Annotated in this window: 16 protein-coding genes; 11 read left to right on the forward strand and 5 right to left on the reverse strand. The window is 56.0% G+C overall.

Annotated features, from left to right (window positions below):
- Positions 1-162: 162 nt before the first annotated feature.
- The gene (locus DD606_RS04080) at positions 163-1920 is read left to right on the forward strand and encodes a DUF4153 domain-containing protein (RefSeq protein ID WP_045345647.1); all 1758 of its coding nucleotides are present in this window, start codon (positions 163-165) and stop codon (positions 1918-1920) included.
- A 122-nt stretch (positions 1921-2042) separates the two neighbouring features.
- Here the strand turns inward: DD606_RS04080 and hslO are convergent, their stop codons facing one another.
- The 4 genes from hslO to DD606_RS04100 form a co-directional block, all read right to left on the reverse strand.
- Positions 2043-2927 carry an Hsp33 family molecular chaperone HslO gene (gene hslO / locus DD606_RS04085; protein WP_006812239.1) on the reverse strand — a complete coding sequence of 295 codons (885 nt, stop codon included), beginning with the start codon at positions 2925-2927 and terminating at the stop codon, positions 2043-2045.
- 18 nt (positions 2928-2945) lie between these two features.
- Entirely contained in the window at positions 2946-3347 is a 402-nt protein-coding gene (gene hslR / locus DD606_RS04090; protein WP_112017686.1) for a ribosome-associated heat shock protein Hsp15, read from the reverse strand.
- Complete coding sequence (gene yrfG, locus DD606_RS04095; protein WP_112017687.1) at positions 3344-4027, reverse strand: GMP/IMP nucleotidase; 684 nt, start codon at positions 4025-4027, stop codon at positions 3344-3346. The genes hslR and yrfG overlap by 4 nt, the downstream gene beginning before the upstream one ends.
- A 64-nt stretch (positions 4028-4091) precedes the next feature.
- Entirely contained in the window at positions 4092-6230 is a 2139-nt protein-coding gene (locus DD606_RS04100; protein WP_023314954.1) for an intracellular growth attenuator family protein, read from the reverse strand.
- Positions 6231-6557: 327 nt separating this feature from the next.
- Here DD606_RS04100 and nudE point away from each other — a divergent pair, with 327 nt between their 5' ends.
- Positions 6558-7118 carry an ADP compounds hydrolase NudE gene (gene nudE / locus DD606_RS04110; protein WP_003861622.1) on the forward strand — a complete coding sequence of 187 codons (561 nt, stop codon included), beginning with the start codon at positions 6558-6560 and terminating at the stop codon, positions 7116-7118.
- 94 nt (positions 7119-7212) lie between these two features.
- Here nudE and mrcA read toward each other — a convergent pair whose 3' ends face one another.
- Positions 7213-9765: a peptidoglycan glycosyltransferase/peptidoglycan DD-transpeptidase MrcA gene (mrcA, locus tag DD606_RS04115; protein WP_023314953.1), complete on the reverse strand. Its 2553-nt coding sequence runs from the start codon at positions 9763-9765 to the stop codon at positions 7213-7215.
- A 120-nt stretch (positions 9766-9885) separates the two neighbouring features.
- Here mrcA and pilM point away from each other — a divergent pair, with 120 nt between their 5' ends.
- The 9 genes from pilM to dam all read left to right on the forward strand — a co-directional run bounded on the left by pilM (position 9886) and on the right by dam (position 17381).
- Positions 9886-10659, forward strand: a complete 774-nt coding sequence (gene pilM, locus DD606_RS04120) for a pilus assembly protein PilM (protein WP_129258261.1) — start codon at positions 9886-9888, stop codon at positions 10657-10659.
- Positions 10659-11150 carry a PilN domain-containing protein gene (locus tag DD606_RS04125; RefSeq protein WP_072140025.1) on the forward strand — a complete coding sequence of 164 codons (492 nt, stop codon included), beginning with the start codon at positions 10659-10661 and terminating at the stop codon, positions 11148-11150. Before pilM ends, DD606_RS04125 begins: the two co-directional genes overlap by 1 nt.
- Positions 11151-11426: 276 nt before the next feature.
- Positions 11427-11606 carry a hypothetical protein gene (locus DD606_RS26360; RefSeq protein WP_022651950.1) on the forward strand — a complete coding sequence of 60 codons (180 nt, stop codon included), beginning with the start codon at positions 11427-11429 and terminating at the stop codon, positions 11604-11606.
- Positions 11596-12000 (forward strand): HofP DNA utilization family protein, encoded by a 405-nt coding sequence (locus tag DD606_RS04135; protein WP_048244976.1) that lies wholly within the window; start codon positions 11596-11598, stop codon positions 11998-12000. Before DD606_RS26360 ends, DD606_RS04135 begins: the two co-directional genes overlap by 11 nt.
- Positions 11912-13150 carry a DNA uptake porin HofQ gene (gene hofQ, locus DD606_RS04140; protein WP_023314949.1) on the forward strand — a complete coding sequence of 413 codons (1239 nt, stop codon included), beginning with the start codon at positions 11912-11914 and terminating at the stop codon, positions 13148-13150. Before DD606_RS04135 ends, hofQ begins: the two co-directional genes overlap by 89 nt.
- Before the next feature lie 286 nt (positions 13151-13436).
- Positions 13437-13958, forward strand: a complete 522-nt coding sequence (gene aroK / locus DD606_RS04150; RefSeq protein ID WP_003861630.1) for a shikimate kinase AroK — start codon at positions 13437-13439, stop codon at positions 13956-13958.
- Positions 13959-14015: 57 nt separating this feature from the next.
- Positions 14016-15104: a 3-dehydroquinate synthase gene (aroB, locus tag DD606_RS04155; protein ID WP_003861631.1), complete on the forward strand. Its 1089-nt coding sequence runs from the start codon at positions 14016-14018 to the stop codon at positions 15102-15104.
- A gap of 92 nt (positions 15105-15196) precedes the next feature.
- Complete coding sequence (gene damX, locus DD606_RS04160) at positions 15197-16501, forward strand: cell division protein DamX (RefSeq protein WP_045349841.1); 1305 nt, start codon at positions 15197-15199, stop codon at positions 16499-16501.
- Between the two features lie 67 nt (positions 16502-16568).
- Positions 16569-17381 (forward strand): adenine-specific DNA-methyltransferase, encoded by an 813-nt coding sequence (gene dam, locus DD606_RS04165; RefSeq protein WP_129258263.1) that lies wholly within the window; start codon positions 16569-16571, stop codon positions 17379-17381.
- Positions 17382-17413 lie beyond the last annotated feature (32 nt).

Below are 17413 nucleotides of genomic sequence, written 5' to 3' on the forward strand. Positions count from 1 at the left end.
AGAAGAATGTGAATGTAATCGCATACATGTAAGAAAATTACGTAAGGGTTACACTGGGAAAACGATTCAGGTCTCTTGGGTCAGCTATTTTCAGAGTTTGAGGTGGGGGCCAGAGTTTTGCTTTGATGAGACAATAGATTTTTCATGAACAAGGGATGAGAAATGGAAAACCGTGAGACGTTATCCGCTTTAACGCGCGTAGCCGTCGTGCTGGCGGGGGCTCTACAGGGCGTAATTTGCTATGTAATCACGTGGTATATCGAGTACGCAAAATTGCCATCGGATACGCTGTGGCTGATGTGTGTAGTACCTGCCACCGTGGTAATGACAACCACGTTGTCTCTTGCCATGACGTCATTCAGAAAGCCATTTTTGTGGCTGTCACTCGGGATGATCGGCGCGGCAGTCGCGGGTATGGGCGGCTGGCTTAAGTGGAGCGTTGCAGGACTCGAAAGCTGGAATCTCAGAGATGAGATGCTCGTTTTCGGCTTTCATCTGCTGCTGATGACGCTGTTCGTGTTGCCATGGCTTCAGCGGCGTCTGGATCCCGTCCCGACTACCTCGTTCTACAGCGACTTTTATCAACGAAACTGGCATAACGCGCTGACACTGCTCATTATTTTTGTTTCGAATGGTCTCTTCTGGCTGGTGCTTTTCCTCTGGGCCGAGCTTTTCGAACTTATCGGCATCGGCTTTTTTGATCGTCTTTTCTTTCATTCTGACGGGTTTATTTCAGTGGCGATTGGCGTGGTTTCAGCCAGTGCGGCCGTGCTCACGCGTATGCAGGTAAGGTTAATCCATGCCTTGCAAAATCTGCTGACCCTCATCGCCACCGGTCTGCTTCCCCTAATGGCGGCGCTGGCGCTGCTCTTTATTGGCGCGTTGCCTTTTGTCGGCTTTGAATCCATTTCAGCCAGAATATCCGCCGCGGGCTTGCTGACCACCTTAGCGCTGCTGCTGTTATTCCTGGTGACGATAGTGTGGCATCCACAGCGTCAAACACTGCCTTACTATGCCCCGCTGCGAGGGATGATTCGCCTCGCTGTGGCTATCGTACCCGCGTATCCGGTTCTGGCGGGGTGGGCGCTGTGGCTACGCATTTCGCAATACGGCTGGTCACCCGAGCGTCTGTACGGGGTATTGATAACCATCGTGGCGTTGGTCTGGGCGATCGGTTTTTGCGCCAGCGCTCTGATTCAGCGCCGTGAACCGCAGAAGATCCATGCGTACGTCATCCCGGCGACCGGGCTGCTTTCCCTCATTTTCCTGGCGTTGGTCCATACCCCCGTGCTGGATCCGTGGCGAATAAGTGTTGCAAGCCATATGGCCCGCTATCAGGACGGCAGAATAACTGCGGATCAAGTCAGCCTGTATATGCTCAGTAACGCTGGACGAAAGGGGCGGGAGGCGATGCTCACGCTGCAAAACGATCCGCAGTTTATCTCTAACCCAAAACGCCAGCGTGAAATAAATGGTCTTCTCTCCAGGAATGCTGGCGGAGCAGGTAAGATGACCGCCGCGATGCTGGAAAAACAGGTCCAGCTCGCACCGGGAATGGCTCATCCTGATAAGACATTGTGGCAAGCCATGCTCAGCAATCAGTATCGCTTCGAGAGCTGCGATAGCGCCCAGAGTAACTGTTTACTTATGCCGCTGGATCTTAACAGCGACGGCAAGCCGGAAGCCGTGCTATTTCAATTTACCGATCGCACGATCGTGGCTTACACACAAACTAACACGGGCTGGAGGATCGCCGGGGACGCGTGGAAAATGCCGGAGGCATTGACCAGAGGAGAACTTGACCGCGCATTAAGGCAGAGGAAAGTGAAATCTGTCGTGAAGCCCTGGGCGGATATTGAGATTTTTGGGGAGCGTGTCGATATGAGCTACGACAGTTACAATAATGCGCAGTGGCGTTAGTGATTTTTCTTGCCGGGTGGCGCTACGCTTACCCGGCCTACAATTAGCAATCATATCAAAAAATTGCACAATTCATTGTAGGCCCGTGCGAGCATAGCGCCGCCGGGCATCAGGCTCAGAGCTTAGTGAACCTGCGGATCCGCCGGAGAGGCGTTATTGCGGATCTCCGCGATATCCATCGAATTGAACACGTAGTGCGTACCGCAGTAGTCACAGTGCATATCGATTTCACCGTCTTCCGCCATGATGCTGTCGATCTCTTCATCCGGCAGCGTTTTCAGGGCGCCAGCACAACGCTCGCGGGAGCAGGTGCACTTAAATTCCACCGCCTGCGGATCGTAAACCGTCACTTCTTCTTCGTGGTAGAGACGCCACAGCACGTCGGTCGCCGACAGGGTGAACAGCTCTTCCGCTTTGATGGTTTCCGTCAGCGTTGCCAGATGCTCGAAATCATTGGTCTGTGCATCCTGCGCAGGCAGAACCTGAAGCAGCATACCACCGGCAGCAGGCTGACCATCTACTTCACCGGTGCGGATGAACAGACGGGTTGGCAGCTGTTCGGAACGCATAAAGTAATCTTCCAGGCAGGCGGCAAGCGTGTCGCCTTCCAGACCGACAACGCCCTGATAGCGCTCACCCTCTTCAGGCGAAATCGTGATAACCAGGTAGCCATTTCCGACCAGCGTTTTCAGATCCGCATTTTCAGGGATATCGCCCTGAACGCGCGCCACGCCGCGCATTTGCTGCTGGTTATTACCGTTGATCACCGCCAGCGACATCGGGCCATCACCCTGCAACTGAACGGTAATATCGCCAGCGAACTTCAGCGTGGCGGTCAGCAGGCTGGTGGCAACCAGCAGTTCGCCCAACAGGGTTTTCACCGGCAGCGGGTAGTTGTGGTTTTCCAGAATCTGTTTCCAGGTTTCGGATACAGTGACCAGCTCGCCGCGCACGGCGAATTGTTCAAACAGATAGCGGTGTAATTGGTCGTGTTGGGCCATTTTCATCTCTCGTGCAGGTGAGGGTTACTCGCTCTCACCGTGTTTAAATTTCATCAGATCGCGGCGCTCTTTTTTATCCGGTCGCCGGTCCGGGTGAGGCATAGTTAGCGCGTTCATTTTGCGCGCCAGCGCGGTTTTCTCGCGCTTCTCTAGGCTTTCGGCCGTCTCTTCATACAGCAAAACGGCTTCGGTTGCGGGCCGCCGTTGTTCGGTAATGGCTTTCACCACCACCGTTTTCTCATCGTTGCCCTGGCGAAGCGTTAACGTGGCATTCAGTTCAACCAGCTTGCTCGGTTTGCTGCGCTGACCGTTGTAATGCACCTTTCCGCCGTCAACCATTTCACGGGCAAGGGCGCGCGTTTTGTAAAAACGGGCGGCCCACAGCCATTTATCCAGTCTTACCCCATCAGAGGGTTTTTCTTTCATGGCGTCTCCTTCACGGTGAGTGAGGGGATCATCCGGCGATAGTCGTTCAGCCCCGGATGTCGCAGATAGATTTTTTCAGCCAGGCCGGAATCCGGATTGGTCACGCCCAGACAATAGCGAATGCCAAAAGCGGCCGCAGAATCCAGAATCGGCTCGCTGTCGTCAATGAACAGCGTGCGTTCCGGCTGTAAACCGGTTTCTTCTACCACGGCATGCCACAACCGCTGATCCTCTTTCGGATAACCAAATGTGTGGGTGGAAAGCAATAAATCAAGGTGCGAAGCAAGACCGGTATGTTCCAGCTTCACGGCCAGGTTATGGGGATGCGCATTTGTCAGCAAAATACGGCGCTTACCGCAGGCTTTCAGCGCATCCAGGAACGGGACCGTATCGTCGCGCAGTACGGCGCGTGCGCCCTGGGCGGTGGTCATGGCACAAATATCCAAACCGAGTCGCTCGCTCCAGTAGTCAAGACAGTACCAGTTTAGCGTATGCTGCACCGCGCTATATTGCGAACGAATGAATTCCTGCGCTTCTGCCGGGGAGATCCCCTGCTGTTCACCGTAAGTTTCCGGGACCAGCTTTTGCCAGAAATAGTTATCAAAGGCGAGATCAAGCAGCGTGCCGTCCATATCAAGCAGGACGGTATCGACCGCCTGCCAGTCGATATCAAGATGCATAAGGGGGAACTCCAGCCAGAAGAAACGTGCGCGACAGGGTAGCACAACTTGTCGCGCAGGGACGTTATCCGATCAGGCTCTCAGAAGAGGAGATCAGTTTCGGGTTAAGGCAATTTTCGTAGTAGGCCTGGATTTCTGCCAGCCGCGTGCGGGAACGCTGATAGCGGCGTACGGCCTGATAACCGTTCCAGACGATGCACGCCAGCATCGCAATCAGCAGCAGGGATGTCCCTATATAGCGCCACAGGCCAGCGCTATCCGGCATACGGTGCAGGCCAATATGACGCGTGCCGTTGGCGTCGGTGAAGAGGGTGGTGACGATCCCTTCCGCGCTGAATGGCGTCTGCATCAGCATCTGCGCCAGACGCTGGAATTCGCTCCACTGCTCCTGGGCAGGATAGTCATACAGCGAAACCTGCGGATAAGGTTGATCCACCAGGTCGCTGCCTTCATCGCTGGCAATCACAAAACCGCCCGGCGCCGGGCTGTTAAGCGCCTGGGCGGCACGGGTGGTTTCACGCATCACGAAGGGGGCGGTAGAGGTCGCCACCAGATTATCCAGCGACTCGGCGCTGACCGGACGCAGAAGCACGTTCACACCGTCCAGGCGTCCCGCTTCGGCGCGTTTCACCAGCGCGTCCCAGTCTTTGCTGTTGCCGAGGTTGACCAGCGCGTTCTTCAGCCGGATACAGTCATCCTGGGCGGAACAGAGATCCTCGGTTTTCAGGACGATTTCGCCAAAGTCATCCAGCAGCACCATGCCCGACTTCTGAATAGCCGAACGCAGGGCAGGGCTGACGCGAGAATCATCATCCGGTTTTGGATGGAGCTGGCGATTAATCGTCTGGGTGAGCGCAGTGGCCTTATTGACCACATCCGATTCCGGCAGCGGCAGCGGAGAGGCGTCATTCCAGATGATCTGAGAGCAGTCGAACGGCGCGAACGGCGAGTTCTGGCGCGTGTTCCAGGCACCCGGTGAGTGGATATTACACATCCCGGTGCCTTTCAGCCGCAACGTATCCCCCACGCGTACACCCGCTTCTTCGAGCTGCTGTACGCTGGTGGCTTCCACGGTTTGCGCCCCTTTAATCCATGACAGGGTAAATTTAATTGGCATATCCAGCGGCACGAAAAGCAGCAGCATGAGGAAGATTAACGCGGCGCCACCGGCAATCACCGCGCTGCGAAGCCAGTGCTGAAGCGGGAAGTTTTTTACTTCGTCGTGCAGGGATAAGTAACGTCCCTGGCGTACAACGTGGCGGTCGAGATAGATATCAATATCCGTTTTGTGGCCCAGGTCCTGCGCAATCCACGGCTGCCAGTGGCGTGGATAGATAAGATCGATGATCCCGAGCGAGATATTGTTGATATGTTCCTGATCGTTCTCACCGAACAGTCCCCAGCGTTTTGGGGTTCCGCGCAGGCAGTGAATTTCGCGTAATGACGTTTTTGCCGGCGGGGCAAATATGCCCCACAGCCCGGCGGCCAGAAGCAGTACTGCGCCACCCGCGAGCCACGGAACAAACACGTCCGGCGTCAGCAGGCAGATGAAAAAGAGCAGGAACGAGACGACAATCAGCACCGCTTCGCGAATGCCATCCGGGCGGCTCAGGACGTACTCTTCATGCGTTTCCTGGCGGATGTTGAGCAGTTCAATCTGCTCTGTCTCTTCACCACGAATAGAGGCCTGCGTTCCGCTCGCGCGTTCCAGCGCAAAGCGTGGCGCTTCCTGAACATATTCGCTCAGAGTATGACCATTGAGGGAGATAACCAGCGGCAGCGTATCGGTATGGATGAGCTCGACGCTGTTTTCGTCGTTAATATACTGTTCCCAGAAGGGAGGCAGGTGTACTTCAACAGAGTCGAGATAGTAACGCCATTTGTTGGGATCGTCGGTTGTGATGCCATAGCGGGTAATGGAGCGCGTCACGCACAGAACGGTGTCGCTTTGGGCGTTAAGGTTGAGCGATACGGGGGCGGTGCTGGCGCCGGTAGGGCCAGGCGAAAGCCGGGATCGGTTCAGCGTGTCGAGATACTGCTCAACGGTGCTGCGTTCCTCTGGCGAAAGCTTGCGCGTGTTTGCCCCGGCGAACGCGTTTAAAAAGGGCAGCCGATAACGGCGATGTACGCGGCGCCTGAATACCCACACCGCAATCGACGCGCAGGCCAGCACAGCAGCGAGAAAAATCAAAATGGTGCTCATGCTTTCCCCATCTTACTTATCTTCTTACAGGTGTTGTCAGTCGCACCTTTTGTACAATGAATGAGATTCTGTGGTCGGCTATCGGCAAGTATGGAGTCTAACTTGAGCATGTTGACGCGCATCCCAGTGACCGGTAATGATAACAAAGCCTGTTCCGGCGCGATATCAGCAAATTCCTGGAAACATTTCAACCTCTTGACATTTGTTTTGAAATGAGAATCGCATTCAATTACGTTGCATAAATGTAAATAAAGAGCAATTGACATTGCCGAAACCGTGCGGCGTATCGCACAATAAAGCCAGTTCACCCAGCAAAGACCCGTCAAGATGACCAAACCCTTACAAAAGCCCACCATTCTGAATGTTGAAACCGTCGCGAAATCGCGTCTGTTTAATGTCGAAAGCGTGGATCTGGAGTTCAGCAACGGTGTGCGTCGTGTTTATGAGCGTATGCGCCCCTCCTCGCGTGAAGCGGTGATGATAGTGCCTATCGTCGACGAGCACCTGATCCTCATTCGTGAATACGCCGTGGGCACTGAATCCTACGAGCTGGGCTTCTCCAAAGGACTGATCGATCCGGGCGAAACGGTGTTTGAAGCGGCAAACCGGGAGCTGAAAGAAGAGGTCGGTTTTGGCGCGAAAGAGCTGACGTTCCTGAAAAAGCTGAGCATGGCGCCGTCCTATTTCTCCAGCAAAATGAACATCGTTGTCGCGGAAGATCTCTATCCTGAATCGCTGGAAGGAGACGAGCCGGAACCGCTGCCGCAGGTTCGCTGGCCGCTGGCTCATCTGATGGATTTGCTGGAAGATCCTGACTTTAACGAGGCACGCAACGTGAGCGCACTGTTCCTGGTACGAGAGTGGCTGAAGGGGCAGGGTCGTTTGTAGCGCCACCATTAAAAACGGCAACCGAAGGTTGCCGTTTTGCATTGATGTTGTAGGCCGGGTCAGGCGTAGTCGCCACCCGGCTTTTTTGTCGGCGTCAGAACAGCTCGTGCGTCTCGCCGTTATCAATGATCTCTGTACCCACCTCATGCACTGCCTGCGTGGTTGGCTGCGTACCCTCGATGAAATACTCGGCACGGCTGTTGCCGCCATTCGCGAGCTGTCCAGTGCTGCGGTCAATATTGATCGTGACAATGCCCGGCGGAGGCGTTAGCGGCTGCTCCGGCACGCCCTCGAGAGCGGCCTTCATGTAAGCATCCCAGGCCGGTTGCGCACTCTTAGCCCCACCCTCGTAACCGGAAATCTGATCTTTAATCGCGCCAGAAGCGGTTGTGCGCCCCAGAGTGCGGCGGTGATCGTCAAAACCAATCCAGACCGAGGTGACAACGCCCGGGCCATAACCTGAGAACCAGGCATCTTTTGAACTGTTGGTTGTCCCGGTTTTGCCGCCGATGTCGTGGCGCTGCAAATCGCGGCCCGCTCGCCAGCCGGTGCCTTGCCAGCCCGGTTCGCCAAAGATGTTGGTGTTCAGTGCGCTCTTAATCAGGAACGACAGCGGCGTGCTGATCACGTGCGGGGCGTACTCCTGCGCGCCACTCTGGGCGACCAGCGCCTGATTGGCCTGTTCCAGCTGAGGCTGCGGCACCGCCAGATTCTGACGTTCCTGAGAGATCGCCACATCTTCCATATCCTTGTTTTCCAGGACATTGGATTTTGGCGTGTCGCCGTAAATCACCGGAATATCGCATTCAGGGCAGGCAATTTTCGGTTTCGCTTCAAACAGTACGCCGCCCTGATCGTTCTCGATTTTGCTGATGAAATACGGATCGACCAGGAATCCCCCGTTCGCCATCACCGAGTAGCCACGAGCGACCTGGAGCGGCGTAAAGGACGCGGAGCCGAGCGCCAGAGATTCGGTATGAACAATGTTTTGCGCCGGGAAGCCGAAGCGTTGCAGATACTCTGCCGCATAATCAACGCCCATCGCACGCATCGCGCGAACCATGACCACGTTCTTCGACTGGCCAAGGCCCTGACGCAGACGGATAGGGCCAGCGTATTGCGCCGGAGAGTTCTTCGGCTGCCAGTCAGAGCCCGCACCGGCATCCCAGCGGGAAATTGGCACGTCGTTGAGAATGCTGGCGAGCGTCAGCCCCTTATCCATCGCCGCGGTATACAGGAACGGTTTGATGTTCGAACCAACCTGACGCAGTGCCTGGGTCGCGCGGTTAAATTTGCTCTGGTTGAAATCGAACCCGCCAACCAGCGCCATCACGGCACCGTTCTGCGGATTGATGGAGACCAGCGCAGAGTTGACGTCCGGCACCTGCGCCAGCCACCAGGCATCACCGACCTGACGGACCCAGATTTGTTGTCCGGTTTGTACCACATCGGTCACTTTACGTGGCGTCGGGCCCTGAAGAGTGTCAGAGCGGTACGGACGCGCCCAGCGGACACCCTCCATGCGCAGCGAAACGGATGTGCCATCGGCCATCATCGCCACCGCTTCCTGTGGATCGGCCTGGGTGACGACAGCCGGACGCAGCGGGCCATAGGTCGGCAGCGCTTTCAGGGAATCAGTGATTTTTTTACTGTCCCATGCGCCTTCCCCCACTTTCCACAGCACGTTGGACGGGCCGCGATAGCCGTGACGCATATCGTAATCCATCACGTTATTACGCACCGCCTGCTGGGCAGCCTGCTGCACTTTGCGGGTCACGGTGGTATAGACGCGATAACCATCTTCATACGCTTTATCACCGTAGCGACTCACCATCTCCTGGCGAACCATTTCAGTGAGATACGGTGCAGAGAAGGCGATTTCCGGCGCATGGTAATTGGCGTCAATAACGTCGCTGCGCGCCTTATCGTACTCAGACTGACTGATATAGCCTTCGCTCAACATACGCGACAGCACCACGTTACGGCGCGCGGTGGCGCGGTCCTGCGAGTAGAGCGGGTTAAACGTGGATGGCGCTTTTGGCAGGCCGGCAATGGTCGCCATTTCGCTCAGCGTGAGCTGATCGATCGGCTTACCAAAATAGACCTGAGCCGCAGCCCCTACGCCATAGGCGCGGTAGCCCAGATAGATCTTGTTGAGGTAAAGCTCAAGGATCTCGTCTTTGCTCAGCAGTTGCTCAATGCGGATCGCGAGGAACACCTCTTTGATCTTACGCATCAGCGTCTTTTCCGGGCTGAGGAAGAAGTTACGCGCCAGCTGCTGGGTAATGGTACTTGCCCCCTGAGAGGCATGACCGGAGAACAGCGCCACGCTTGCCGCACGGAAAATACCGACCGGATCGACACCGTGGTGCTCGTAAAAACGGCTGTCCTCGGTGGCGATAAAAGCCTTCACCATCACGGGTGGGATTTGATTTAAGGTCAAAGGGATACGACGTTTCTCGCCGTATTGCGCCATCAGTTCACCATCGGCGCTATAGACCTGCATAGGGATCTGAAGCCGCACATCACGAAGCGTGGCGACATCAGGGAGTTGCGGCTCGACATATTTGTACAAACCAATAATCGAGCCTGCTCCCAGCAGAATGCAACAGACTGCAAGGATCAATAAATACTTTACGAACTTCACCGGAGATTTCCCATTTGGTTTAGCCTGGGCAGTTTCTAAACAATCGCGCGGTAGTATAAAGGCAAGCCTGATTCATTGATATAGCCGTCACTCCGACGGGCGATAAGGAGATCGTGAAGCATGGCTTTTAAAACGTGGCAAACAGGTGTTCATATTCAACAGGATAAGGTGGTTGCGGTAGCGCTGACCAGAGAGCGGGCCGGATGGCGTTTACGGCGCTGGTGGGCGGTGCCGCTGTCGGACGGCGTTATCGGGGAAGGCAAAATACTTAAGCCAGAAGAGCTGGTTAACGCATTACGTGGCTGGCGGAAAACATTGCCGCACTCGCATCGGGTATTCCTCTCATTTCCGGCAACGCGCGTTCTGCAACGCGCGTTGCCCCGTCCATCCGTTACCTTGCGTGACAGCGAACAGCTCATCTGGGTAGGCGCCGCATTAGCGCGTGAGCTGGAGATGCCCGCCGATACGCTCTGCTTTGACTACGCGCAGGATACGTTCAGCAACACTTTTCAGGTTACCGCAGCGCAAAACAGAGAGGTCGATACCCTGTTGACGCTGGCGAACGCGCTGCGTTTGCGTCTGGCAGCAATCGCCCCGGATGCCGGCGCGCTGGCTAATCTTCTCTCTGCTGTTGCCCCCGCCCGGTGCGTCGCCTGGAGAGATCAACACCAGTGGCTATGGGCGATGCGTCACCAGTGGGGGCGGCGCTACACCACAGAAGCGGCGACGGTGAATGAACTGGCGGCGCTGCTTGCGCTTTCTTCTTCTGATATCGCCGTGTTTGATGCTGCCCGCGATCCCTGGGAAGCGGTGACGCTGTGCCAGCCGCCGCTGCCGGAATGCGGTGCTGATTACACCGTCGCCCTGGCGCTGGCCATGAGCGAGGCGCCGTAATGAGCATGCCCAATCTTTTACCCTGGCGTCGGCAGCAACGTAATCAGCGCCTGCGTTTCTGGGGGATGCTGTTTGCCGCCTCATTGCTGGTGATGCTGGCGGGTGGTATCAGCCTGCGGGCGACGCAGTCTCTCGCGTTACAGGCGTTGCAGCGCGAACTGGCGGGGACACGGGCGGTGCAGAAAGTATTGAGAGCCCGTCAGCCGCAGTCAGCGGGGCTGAAAACCCCTTCGCCGCCGTCTGATCCGGCCTGGCAACCCGCGCTGGAATCGCTTGCCAGCGCAATGCCCCGGCAGGCGTGGCTGACGGCGCTGCGTTATCAGCCACCCTCGCTGACCCTGACCGGCTATACCACTTCACTGCCAGCGCTCGCAGCCATGACCGATGCGCTGAAAAGGGTGACGGGATTTAACCCCGGACCGGCAGGCGAACTGCAACAGGATAGCCTGGGGCGATGGATGTTCTCTTTTAAACTGCATAGCCGGAGGTAGCCGGTGGGTATCTGGTATCAACGCTGGGCTGATGCACGTCCTTCCCGGCGCGTCCTTTGCTGGTTGATCGCGTCGGGGCTTGTTGCGTGGGCAATTTGGGGACTACTGCTCAGGCCCGCTGCTCTGCGTTACGCCGATGTTCAGGCGCAGGCCATCAGTGCGAAGCGAATCAACGCCTCGCTGTGGCCAGAGGCCGGACGGCAAGCAGTGTTTACGCAAGTGACGCCCTCGCGGCCCTTTTCTCCCCTGGCATTTCAGCGTGAGGACGCAAGGCTGGTGTACTGGAAGCCGCAGCAGAGTGGGGGAGAGCTGGCGCTGGATGCCTCATGGGGCGCGGTTCCGGCGCTCTTTTCCCGGCTGGCGCTTGAGAACGTGCGGGTGAGTGCGTTTTCCATCATCCCACAGGGCAAACAGTTACGCCTCAGCCTGCAACTGGAGATCGGTCATGCGCAGTAAAGCCCGTCTAGTCATCCTGCTTTCTCAGCTTTTCCTGACCGGGATGCGGGATCCCTTCTCTGTGCCGGAAGAGCGTTGCGCAGCCGGGCAGCTCAGCCAGTGGCGGTATCAGGGGATAGTCAGCGGCAGCAGGGATATCGGCCTTATGCAGGACGGGCAGAAACGCTGGCACCGGGTAAAAACGCAGATGCGGTTACCGACAGGCTGGCGGGTGAGCGCGATAGATAGACAACAACTGACCGTTGATGTCGGCGATATGTGCGAGCCGAAGCGATGGACATGGCAACGAGAAGGAACGAAAAAAAGTGAAGATAAGGATAGGGCTGTTACTGGCGGTACTCAGCCAGCCCCTGTGGGCCGCGACGCCAAAACCGGTCACCCTGCTGGTGGATGATGTCCCGGTGGTGCAAATATTACAGGCGCTGGTAGCGCAGGAGGATCGCAATCTGGTGGTGTCGCCGGATGTCAGCGGTTCGCTTTCGCTGAATTTAACGCGGGTGCCCTGGAGGCAGGCGCTTCAGACGGTAGTGAACAGCGCCGGGCTGGTATTGCGGGAAGAGGGCGGCATTTTTTATGTGCATACGGCGGCCTGGCAACGGGAGCAACAGACGCGTAAAGAGCAGGAGCGGGCCCAGCGTCTGCTCGACGCCCCGCTGCACTCTCACAGCATTCCGTTTGCTTATGCGGATGCGGCCGAATTGCAAAAAGCGGCGGAAAAGCTCTTAAGCCCGAAAGGCAGTCTCTCCGTCGACAAGCGCACCAACCGTTTCCTGGTCAGGGATAACCAGACGGTGGTGGATATGCTCCAGCGCTGGGCTGTGCAGATGGATCTGCCCGTCGAGCAGGTGGAACTGGCGGCGCAGATTGTGACCATCAGTGAAAAAAGCCTGCGTGAACTGGGGGTGAAATGGAACCTCGCTGACGCAACGGAGGCCAGTAAAGTGGGTCAGGTCACGACGCTGGGTGCGGACCTGTCGGTGGCCAGTGCGACCACCCACGCAGGGTTTAACATCGGGCGCATCAACGGCAGGATGCTGGATCTTGAGTTGTCGGCGCTTGAGCAAAAGCAGCAGGTGGATATCATCGCCAGCCCGCGGCTGCTGGCATCGCACATGCAGCCGGCCAGCATCAAGCAGGGCAGCGAAATTCCGTATCAGGTTTCCAGCGGCGAGAGCGGGGCGACATCCGTTGAATTTAAAGAAGCGGTATTAGGCATGGAGGTCACGCCGGTGGTTCTGCCGGGTGGTCGTGTGCGCCTGAAATTGCATATCAGTGAAAATATGCCCGGCCAGGTGCTGCAACAGGCAGACGGCGAAACGCTGGCGATCGATAAGCAGGAGATCGAAACGCAGGTTGAGGTAAAAAGTGGGGAAACGCTCGCGCTGGGCGGGATCTTTTCGCAAAAGAATAAAACCGGACGCGACAGCGTGCCCGTGCTGGGCAACATTCCGTGGCTGGGTCAGCTGTTCCGCCATGACGGAAAAGATAACGAACGGCGCGAGTTAGTGGTGTTTATCACGCCACGTCTGGTCAGTATTCAGTAATGGGTAACGATCCCCGCAATGATTTTGCATTCAGTTTGTTGCAGATGTTTGACGTGGGGCATGAATTAGCATACAAGGAGTACCGATTTGAGTTGGACTTACGTCTTATTTCCTTATGCGCCGGGAACGGTGATTTAATCAGTTGCCAAACAAGCCGGAGTATTGAGATAATTTTTCGTCTGACTCTCGCTCTATTGCAAATGAGGTTTCAGTTCATGTCCTGCTACGCCGGGTGTCTGCGCAGCGGGGATTACCATTAACGAATAGTCTTAGTAGTACCGAAAAAATGGCAGAGAAACGCAATATCTTTCTGGTTGGGCCTATGGGTGCCGGCAAAAGCACTATTGGGCGTCAGTTAGCTCAACAACTCAATATGGAATTTTACGATTCTGATCAAGAGATTGAGAAACGAACCGGAGCGGATGTGGGCTGGGTCTTCGACGTAGAAGGCGAAGAAGGTTTCCGTGACCGAGAAGAAAAAGTGATCAACGAACTCACGGAAAAACAGGGCATTGTGCTGGCAACTGGCGGCGGCTCTGTAAAATCTCGCGAAACCCGCAACCGTCTCTCCGCCCGTGGCGTAGTGGTCTATCTTGAGACGACCATCGAAAAACAGCTGGCACGCACGCAGCGTGATAAAAAGCGCCCGTTGTTGCAGGTTGAAACACCGCCACGTGAAGTTCTGGAAGCTTTGGCCGATGAACGCAATCCTCTGTACGAAGAGATTGCTGATGTGACCATTCGTACTGACGATCAAAGCGCTAAAGTGGTTGCAAACCAGATTATTCATATGCTGGAAAGCAACTGATTCTGGCTATATATACACTCGCCTGCGGGTAAAAGCATTTAAGGTGGATGTCGCGTCATGGAGAGGATTACAGTTACTCTCGGGGAACGTAGTTACCCTATCACCATCGCGGCTGGTTTGTTTAACGACCCAGCTTCCTTCTTACCACTGAAAGCGGGTGATCAGGCGATGCTGGTCACCAACGAGACGCTGGCTCCGCTTTATCTCGACCGTGTACGTCACCTGCTTGAGCAGGCGGGCGTGAAGGTCGACAGTGTGATTCTGCCCGATGGCGAGCAGTACAAAAGCCTGACGGTACTGGATACCGTCTTTACCGCACTTCTGCAAAAACCGCACGGTCGTGATACAACACTGCTTGCCCTGGGCGGCGGCGTTGTGGGCGATCTGACCGGTTTTGCAGCCGCCAGCTACCAGCGCGGCGTGCGCTTTATTCAAATTCCAACCACGTTGCTCTCACAGGTCGATTCTTCTGTGGGCGGTAAAACGGCGGTTAACCATCCGCTCGGCAAAAACATGATTGGCGCGTTCTACCAGCCCGCCTCGGTGGTGGTGGATCTCGACTGTCTGAAAACCTTGCCAGCGCGCGAACTGGCGTCCGGCCTTGCAGAAGTGATCAAATACGGCATTATTCTTGACGGGGAGTTCTTCACCTGGCTGGAAGAGAATATGGATGCGCTGCTGCGCCTCGACGGGCAGGCAATGGCCTACTGTATTCGCCGTTGTTGTGAGCTGAAAGCAGAAGTCGTTGCCGCAGATGAGCGTGAAACCGGCTTACGTGCTTTACTGAATCTGGGGCATACGTTTGGTCATGCGATCGAAGCCGAAATGGGCTACGGTAACTGGCTTCACGGTGAAGCTGTCGCTGCCGGAATGGTTATGGCGGCGCGTGCCTCTGAACGTCTGGGGCAGTTCAGGCCGGAAGAGACAGCACGTATCATCGCGTTGCTTAAACGTGCTGGCTTGCCGGTAAGTGGTCCGCAGGAAATGTCTGCGCAGGCGTACCTTCCCCACATGATGCGCGATAAAAAAGTATTAGCAGGTGAGATGCGTCTGGTACTCCCGCTTGCAATAGGGAAAAGTGAAGTGCGCGGCGGAGTGCCGCACGAAGTCGTACTTGGCGCTATTGCTGATTGTCAGCAAGCGTAACAACTAGAAAGGTCAGACCGCTGTAACAGGTGGTCGTTTTAGCTTCAGGTTAATGCAGAGTCGTTGGCAGAAGCCTTTGAGTGGGGTGTTAAATGGATGAATTCAAACCAGAAGACGAGCTGAAACCCGATCCCAGCGATCGTCGTACTGGTCGTTCTCGTCAATCTTCAGAACGTGATAACGAGCCGCAGATCAACTTTGACGATGTCGATCTGGATGCAGACGATCGTCGCCCTTCGCGTAGCCGCAACGCGCGCAATGAGCGTGAAGACGAGGAGTTTGAATCCGAAGAAGAGTTAATGGATGAACAGCCTGTTGAACGTCGACCGCGCAAGCGTAAAAAAGCGGTAGCGGCAAAACCGGCCTCCCGTCAGTACATCATGATGGGCCTTGGCGTTCTGGTGCTGGTATTGCTGATTGTCGGCATTGGTTCCGCGCTAAAAGCCCCTTCTACCCATTCTACCGAGCAGACCGCGTCTGCCGAGAAGAGCATCGACCTGTCTGGTAACGATGCGAGCAACCAGGCGAATGGCGCTCAGCCTGCGCCGGGCACCACTTCCGCAGAGCAGACCGCAGGCAACACCAGCGCCGGTCAGGATATCTCTCTGCCGCCTGTCTCTTCTACCCCGACTCAGGGCCAGGCGCCAGCTACGCCTGAAGGCCAGCAGCGTGTTGAGGTTCAGGGCGATCTGAACAACGCGCTGATGCAGCCGCAGAATCAGGAACAGGTTAACGCTGCCGTGGTGAACTCCACGCTGCCAACTGAACCAGCCACCGTTGCGCCAGTTCATGGCAGCAATGCCCAGCAGCAGACGGCGGCAACGGAAACCAAACCGCGCCAGACGCAGACTGCACCACGCCAGGAGCGTAAGCAGGCTGTTATTGAGCCGAAGCGTGAGACGAAACCACAGGCCGTGGCAAAAGCGCCAGAAACGAAAGCGCCAGCGCAGACAAAACCTGCGGTGAGCCAGCCGGTTAAAGCGCCAACGCCTGCGGCAACCGCTGCACCGAAAGCAACGGCGACCACAACCGCACCTGCTGCAACAACACCTGCTGCAACAACACCTGCGGCTCCCGCAGCCAAAACGGGCGCTTCGCCAGGTAAAACGACGGGCAACGTGGGTTCTTTGCAGTCGGCCTCTTCCAGCAACTACACCCTTCAGCTGAGCAGTTCGTCTAACTATGACAACCTCAACGCCTGGGCGAAGAAATCGAATCTGAAAAACTACGTGGTTTATCAGACGACCCGTAACGGTCAACCGTGGTATGTGCTGGTGAGTGGTATTTATGCTTCCAAAGATGAAGCAAAACGTGCCGTTTCCACGCTGCCAGCCGACGTGCAGGCGAAAAACCCGTGGGCGAAGCCGATTCATCAGGTGCAGGCCGATCTGAAGTAATGTTTAAAGCGCAGGATGCTGTCGGAGCTTTCTCCACAGCCGGAGAAGGTGTAATCAGTTAGTCAGCATGAAAAAAAATCGCGCTTTTCTGAAATGGGCAGGGGGGAAATACCCCCTGCTCGACGATATTAAAAAGCACCTGCCGAAAGGCGAGTGTCTTATCGAGCCCTTCGTGGGTGCTGGATCGGTGTTCCTGAATACCGATTTTTCTCGTTATATCCTGGCGGATATCAACAGCGACCTTATTAGCCTCTATAACATCGTCAAACTGCGTACCGATGAGTATGTGAAAGAGGCACGGAAGCTGTTTACGCCAGAGAACAACAACCCGGACGTCTACTATCAGTTCCGCGCTGAGTTTAATCAAAGCCAGGATCCGTTCCGTCGCGCGCTGTTGTTTCTTTATCTCAACCGCCATGGCTACAACGGTCTGTGCCGGTATAATCTGCGTGGCGAGTTTAACGTGCCGTTTGGCCGCTATAAGCGTCCTTATTTCCCGCAGGACGAGCTGTATCACTTTGCTGAAAAAGCGCAGAATGCCGAGTTCTACTGTCTCTCATATGAAGAGTGCATGGAGCTGGCGGGCGTAAACTCGGTGGTCTACTGCGACCCGCCTTACGCGCCGCTGTCTGCCACGGCAAATTTCACCGCCTACCACACCAATAGCTTCAGCCCGGCCGAGCAGGCTCGTCTGGCTGAGATGGCGGAAAAGCTGGTCAGCAAAAGAATTCCGGTGTTAATTTCGAATCACGACACGCCTGATACGCGCGAATGGTACAAAGCCGCGAAGCATTTTCAGGTAAAAGTGCGGCGTAGCATTAGCAGCAACGGCGGCACACGTAAAAAGGTGGACGAACTTCTGGCGCTTTATCGACCCTGAGCCTTTGCCCGCCGGTAAACACATTTCAAGGA

The organism is Enterobacter cloacae complex sp. GF14B, from assembly GCF_004136805.1.
GTDB classification, from domain to species: Bacteria; Pseudomonadota; Gammaproteobacteria; order Enterobacterales; family Enterobacteriaceae; genus Enterobacter; species Enterobacter hormaechei_C.

Bases quoted from the DNA above. Each gene is read 5' to 3' on its own strand.
- DD606_RS04080 (WP_045345647.1), top strand. From the start codon at position 163: ATGGAAAACCGTGAGACGTTATCCGCTTTAACGCGCGTAGCCGTCGTG.
- hslO (WP_006812239.1), bottom strand. From the start codon at position 2,927: ATGAAAATGGCCCAACACGACCAATTACACCGCTATCTGTTTGAACAA.
- hslR (WP_112017686.1), bottom strand. From the start codon at position 3,347: ATGAAAGAAAAACCCTCTGATGGGGTAAGACTGGATAAATGGCTGTGG.
- yrfG (WP_112017687.1), bottom strand. From the start codon at position 4,027: ATGCATCTTGATATCGACTGGCAGGCGGTCGATACCGTCCTGCTTGAT.
- DD606_RS04100 (WP_023314954.1), bottom strand. From the start codon at position 6,230: ATGAGCACCATTTTGATTTTTCTCGCTGCTGTGCTGGCCTGCGCGTCG.
- nudE (WP_003861622.1), top strand. From the start codon at position 6,558: ATGACCAAACCCTTACAAAAGCCCACCATTCTGAATGTTGAAACCGTC.
- pilM (WP_129258261.1), top strand. From the start codon at position 9,886: ATGGCTTTTAAAACGTGGCAAACAGGTGTTCATATTCAACAGGATAAG.
- DD606_RS04125 (WP_072140025.1), top strand. From the start codon at position 10,659: ATGAGCATGCCCAATCTTTTACCCTGGCGTCGGCAGCAACGTAATCAG.
- DD606_RS04135 (WP_048244976.1), top strand. From the start codon at position 11,596: ATGCGCAGTAAAGCCCGTCTAGTCATCCTGCTTTCTCAGCTTTTCCTG.
- aroK (WP_003861630.1), top strand. From the start codon at position 13,437: ATGGCAGAGAAACGCAATATCTTTCTGGTTGGGCCTATGGGTGCCGGC.
- aroB (WP_003861631.1), top strand. From the start codon at position 14,016: ATGGAGAGGATTACAGTTACTCTCGGGGAACGTAGTTACCCTATCACC.
- damX (WP_045349841.1), top strand. From the start codon at position 15,197: ATGGATGAATTCAAACCAGAAGACGAGCTGAAACCCGATCCCAGCGAT.
- dam (WP_129258263.1), top strand. From the start codon at position 16,569: ATGAAAAAAAATCGCGCTTTTCTGAAATGGGCAGGGGGGAAATACCCC.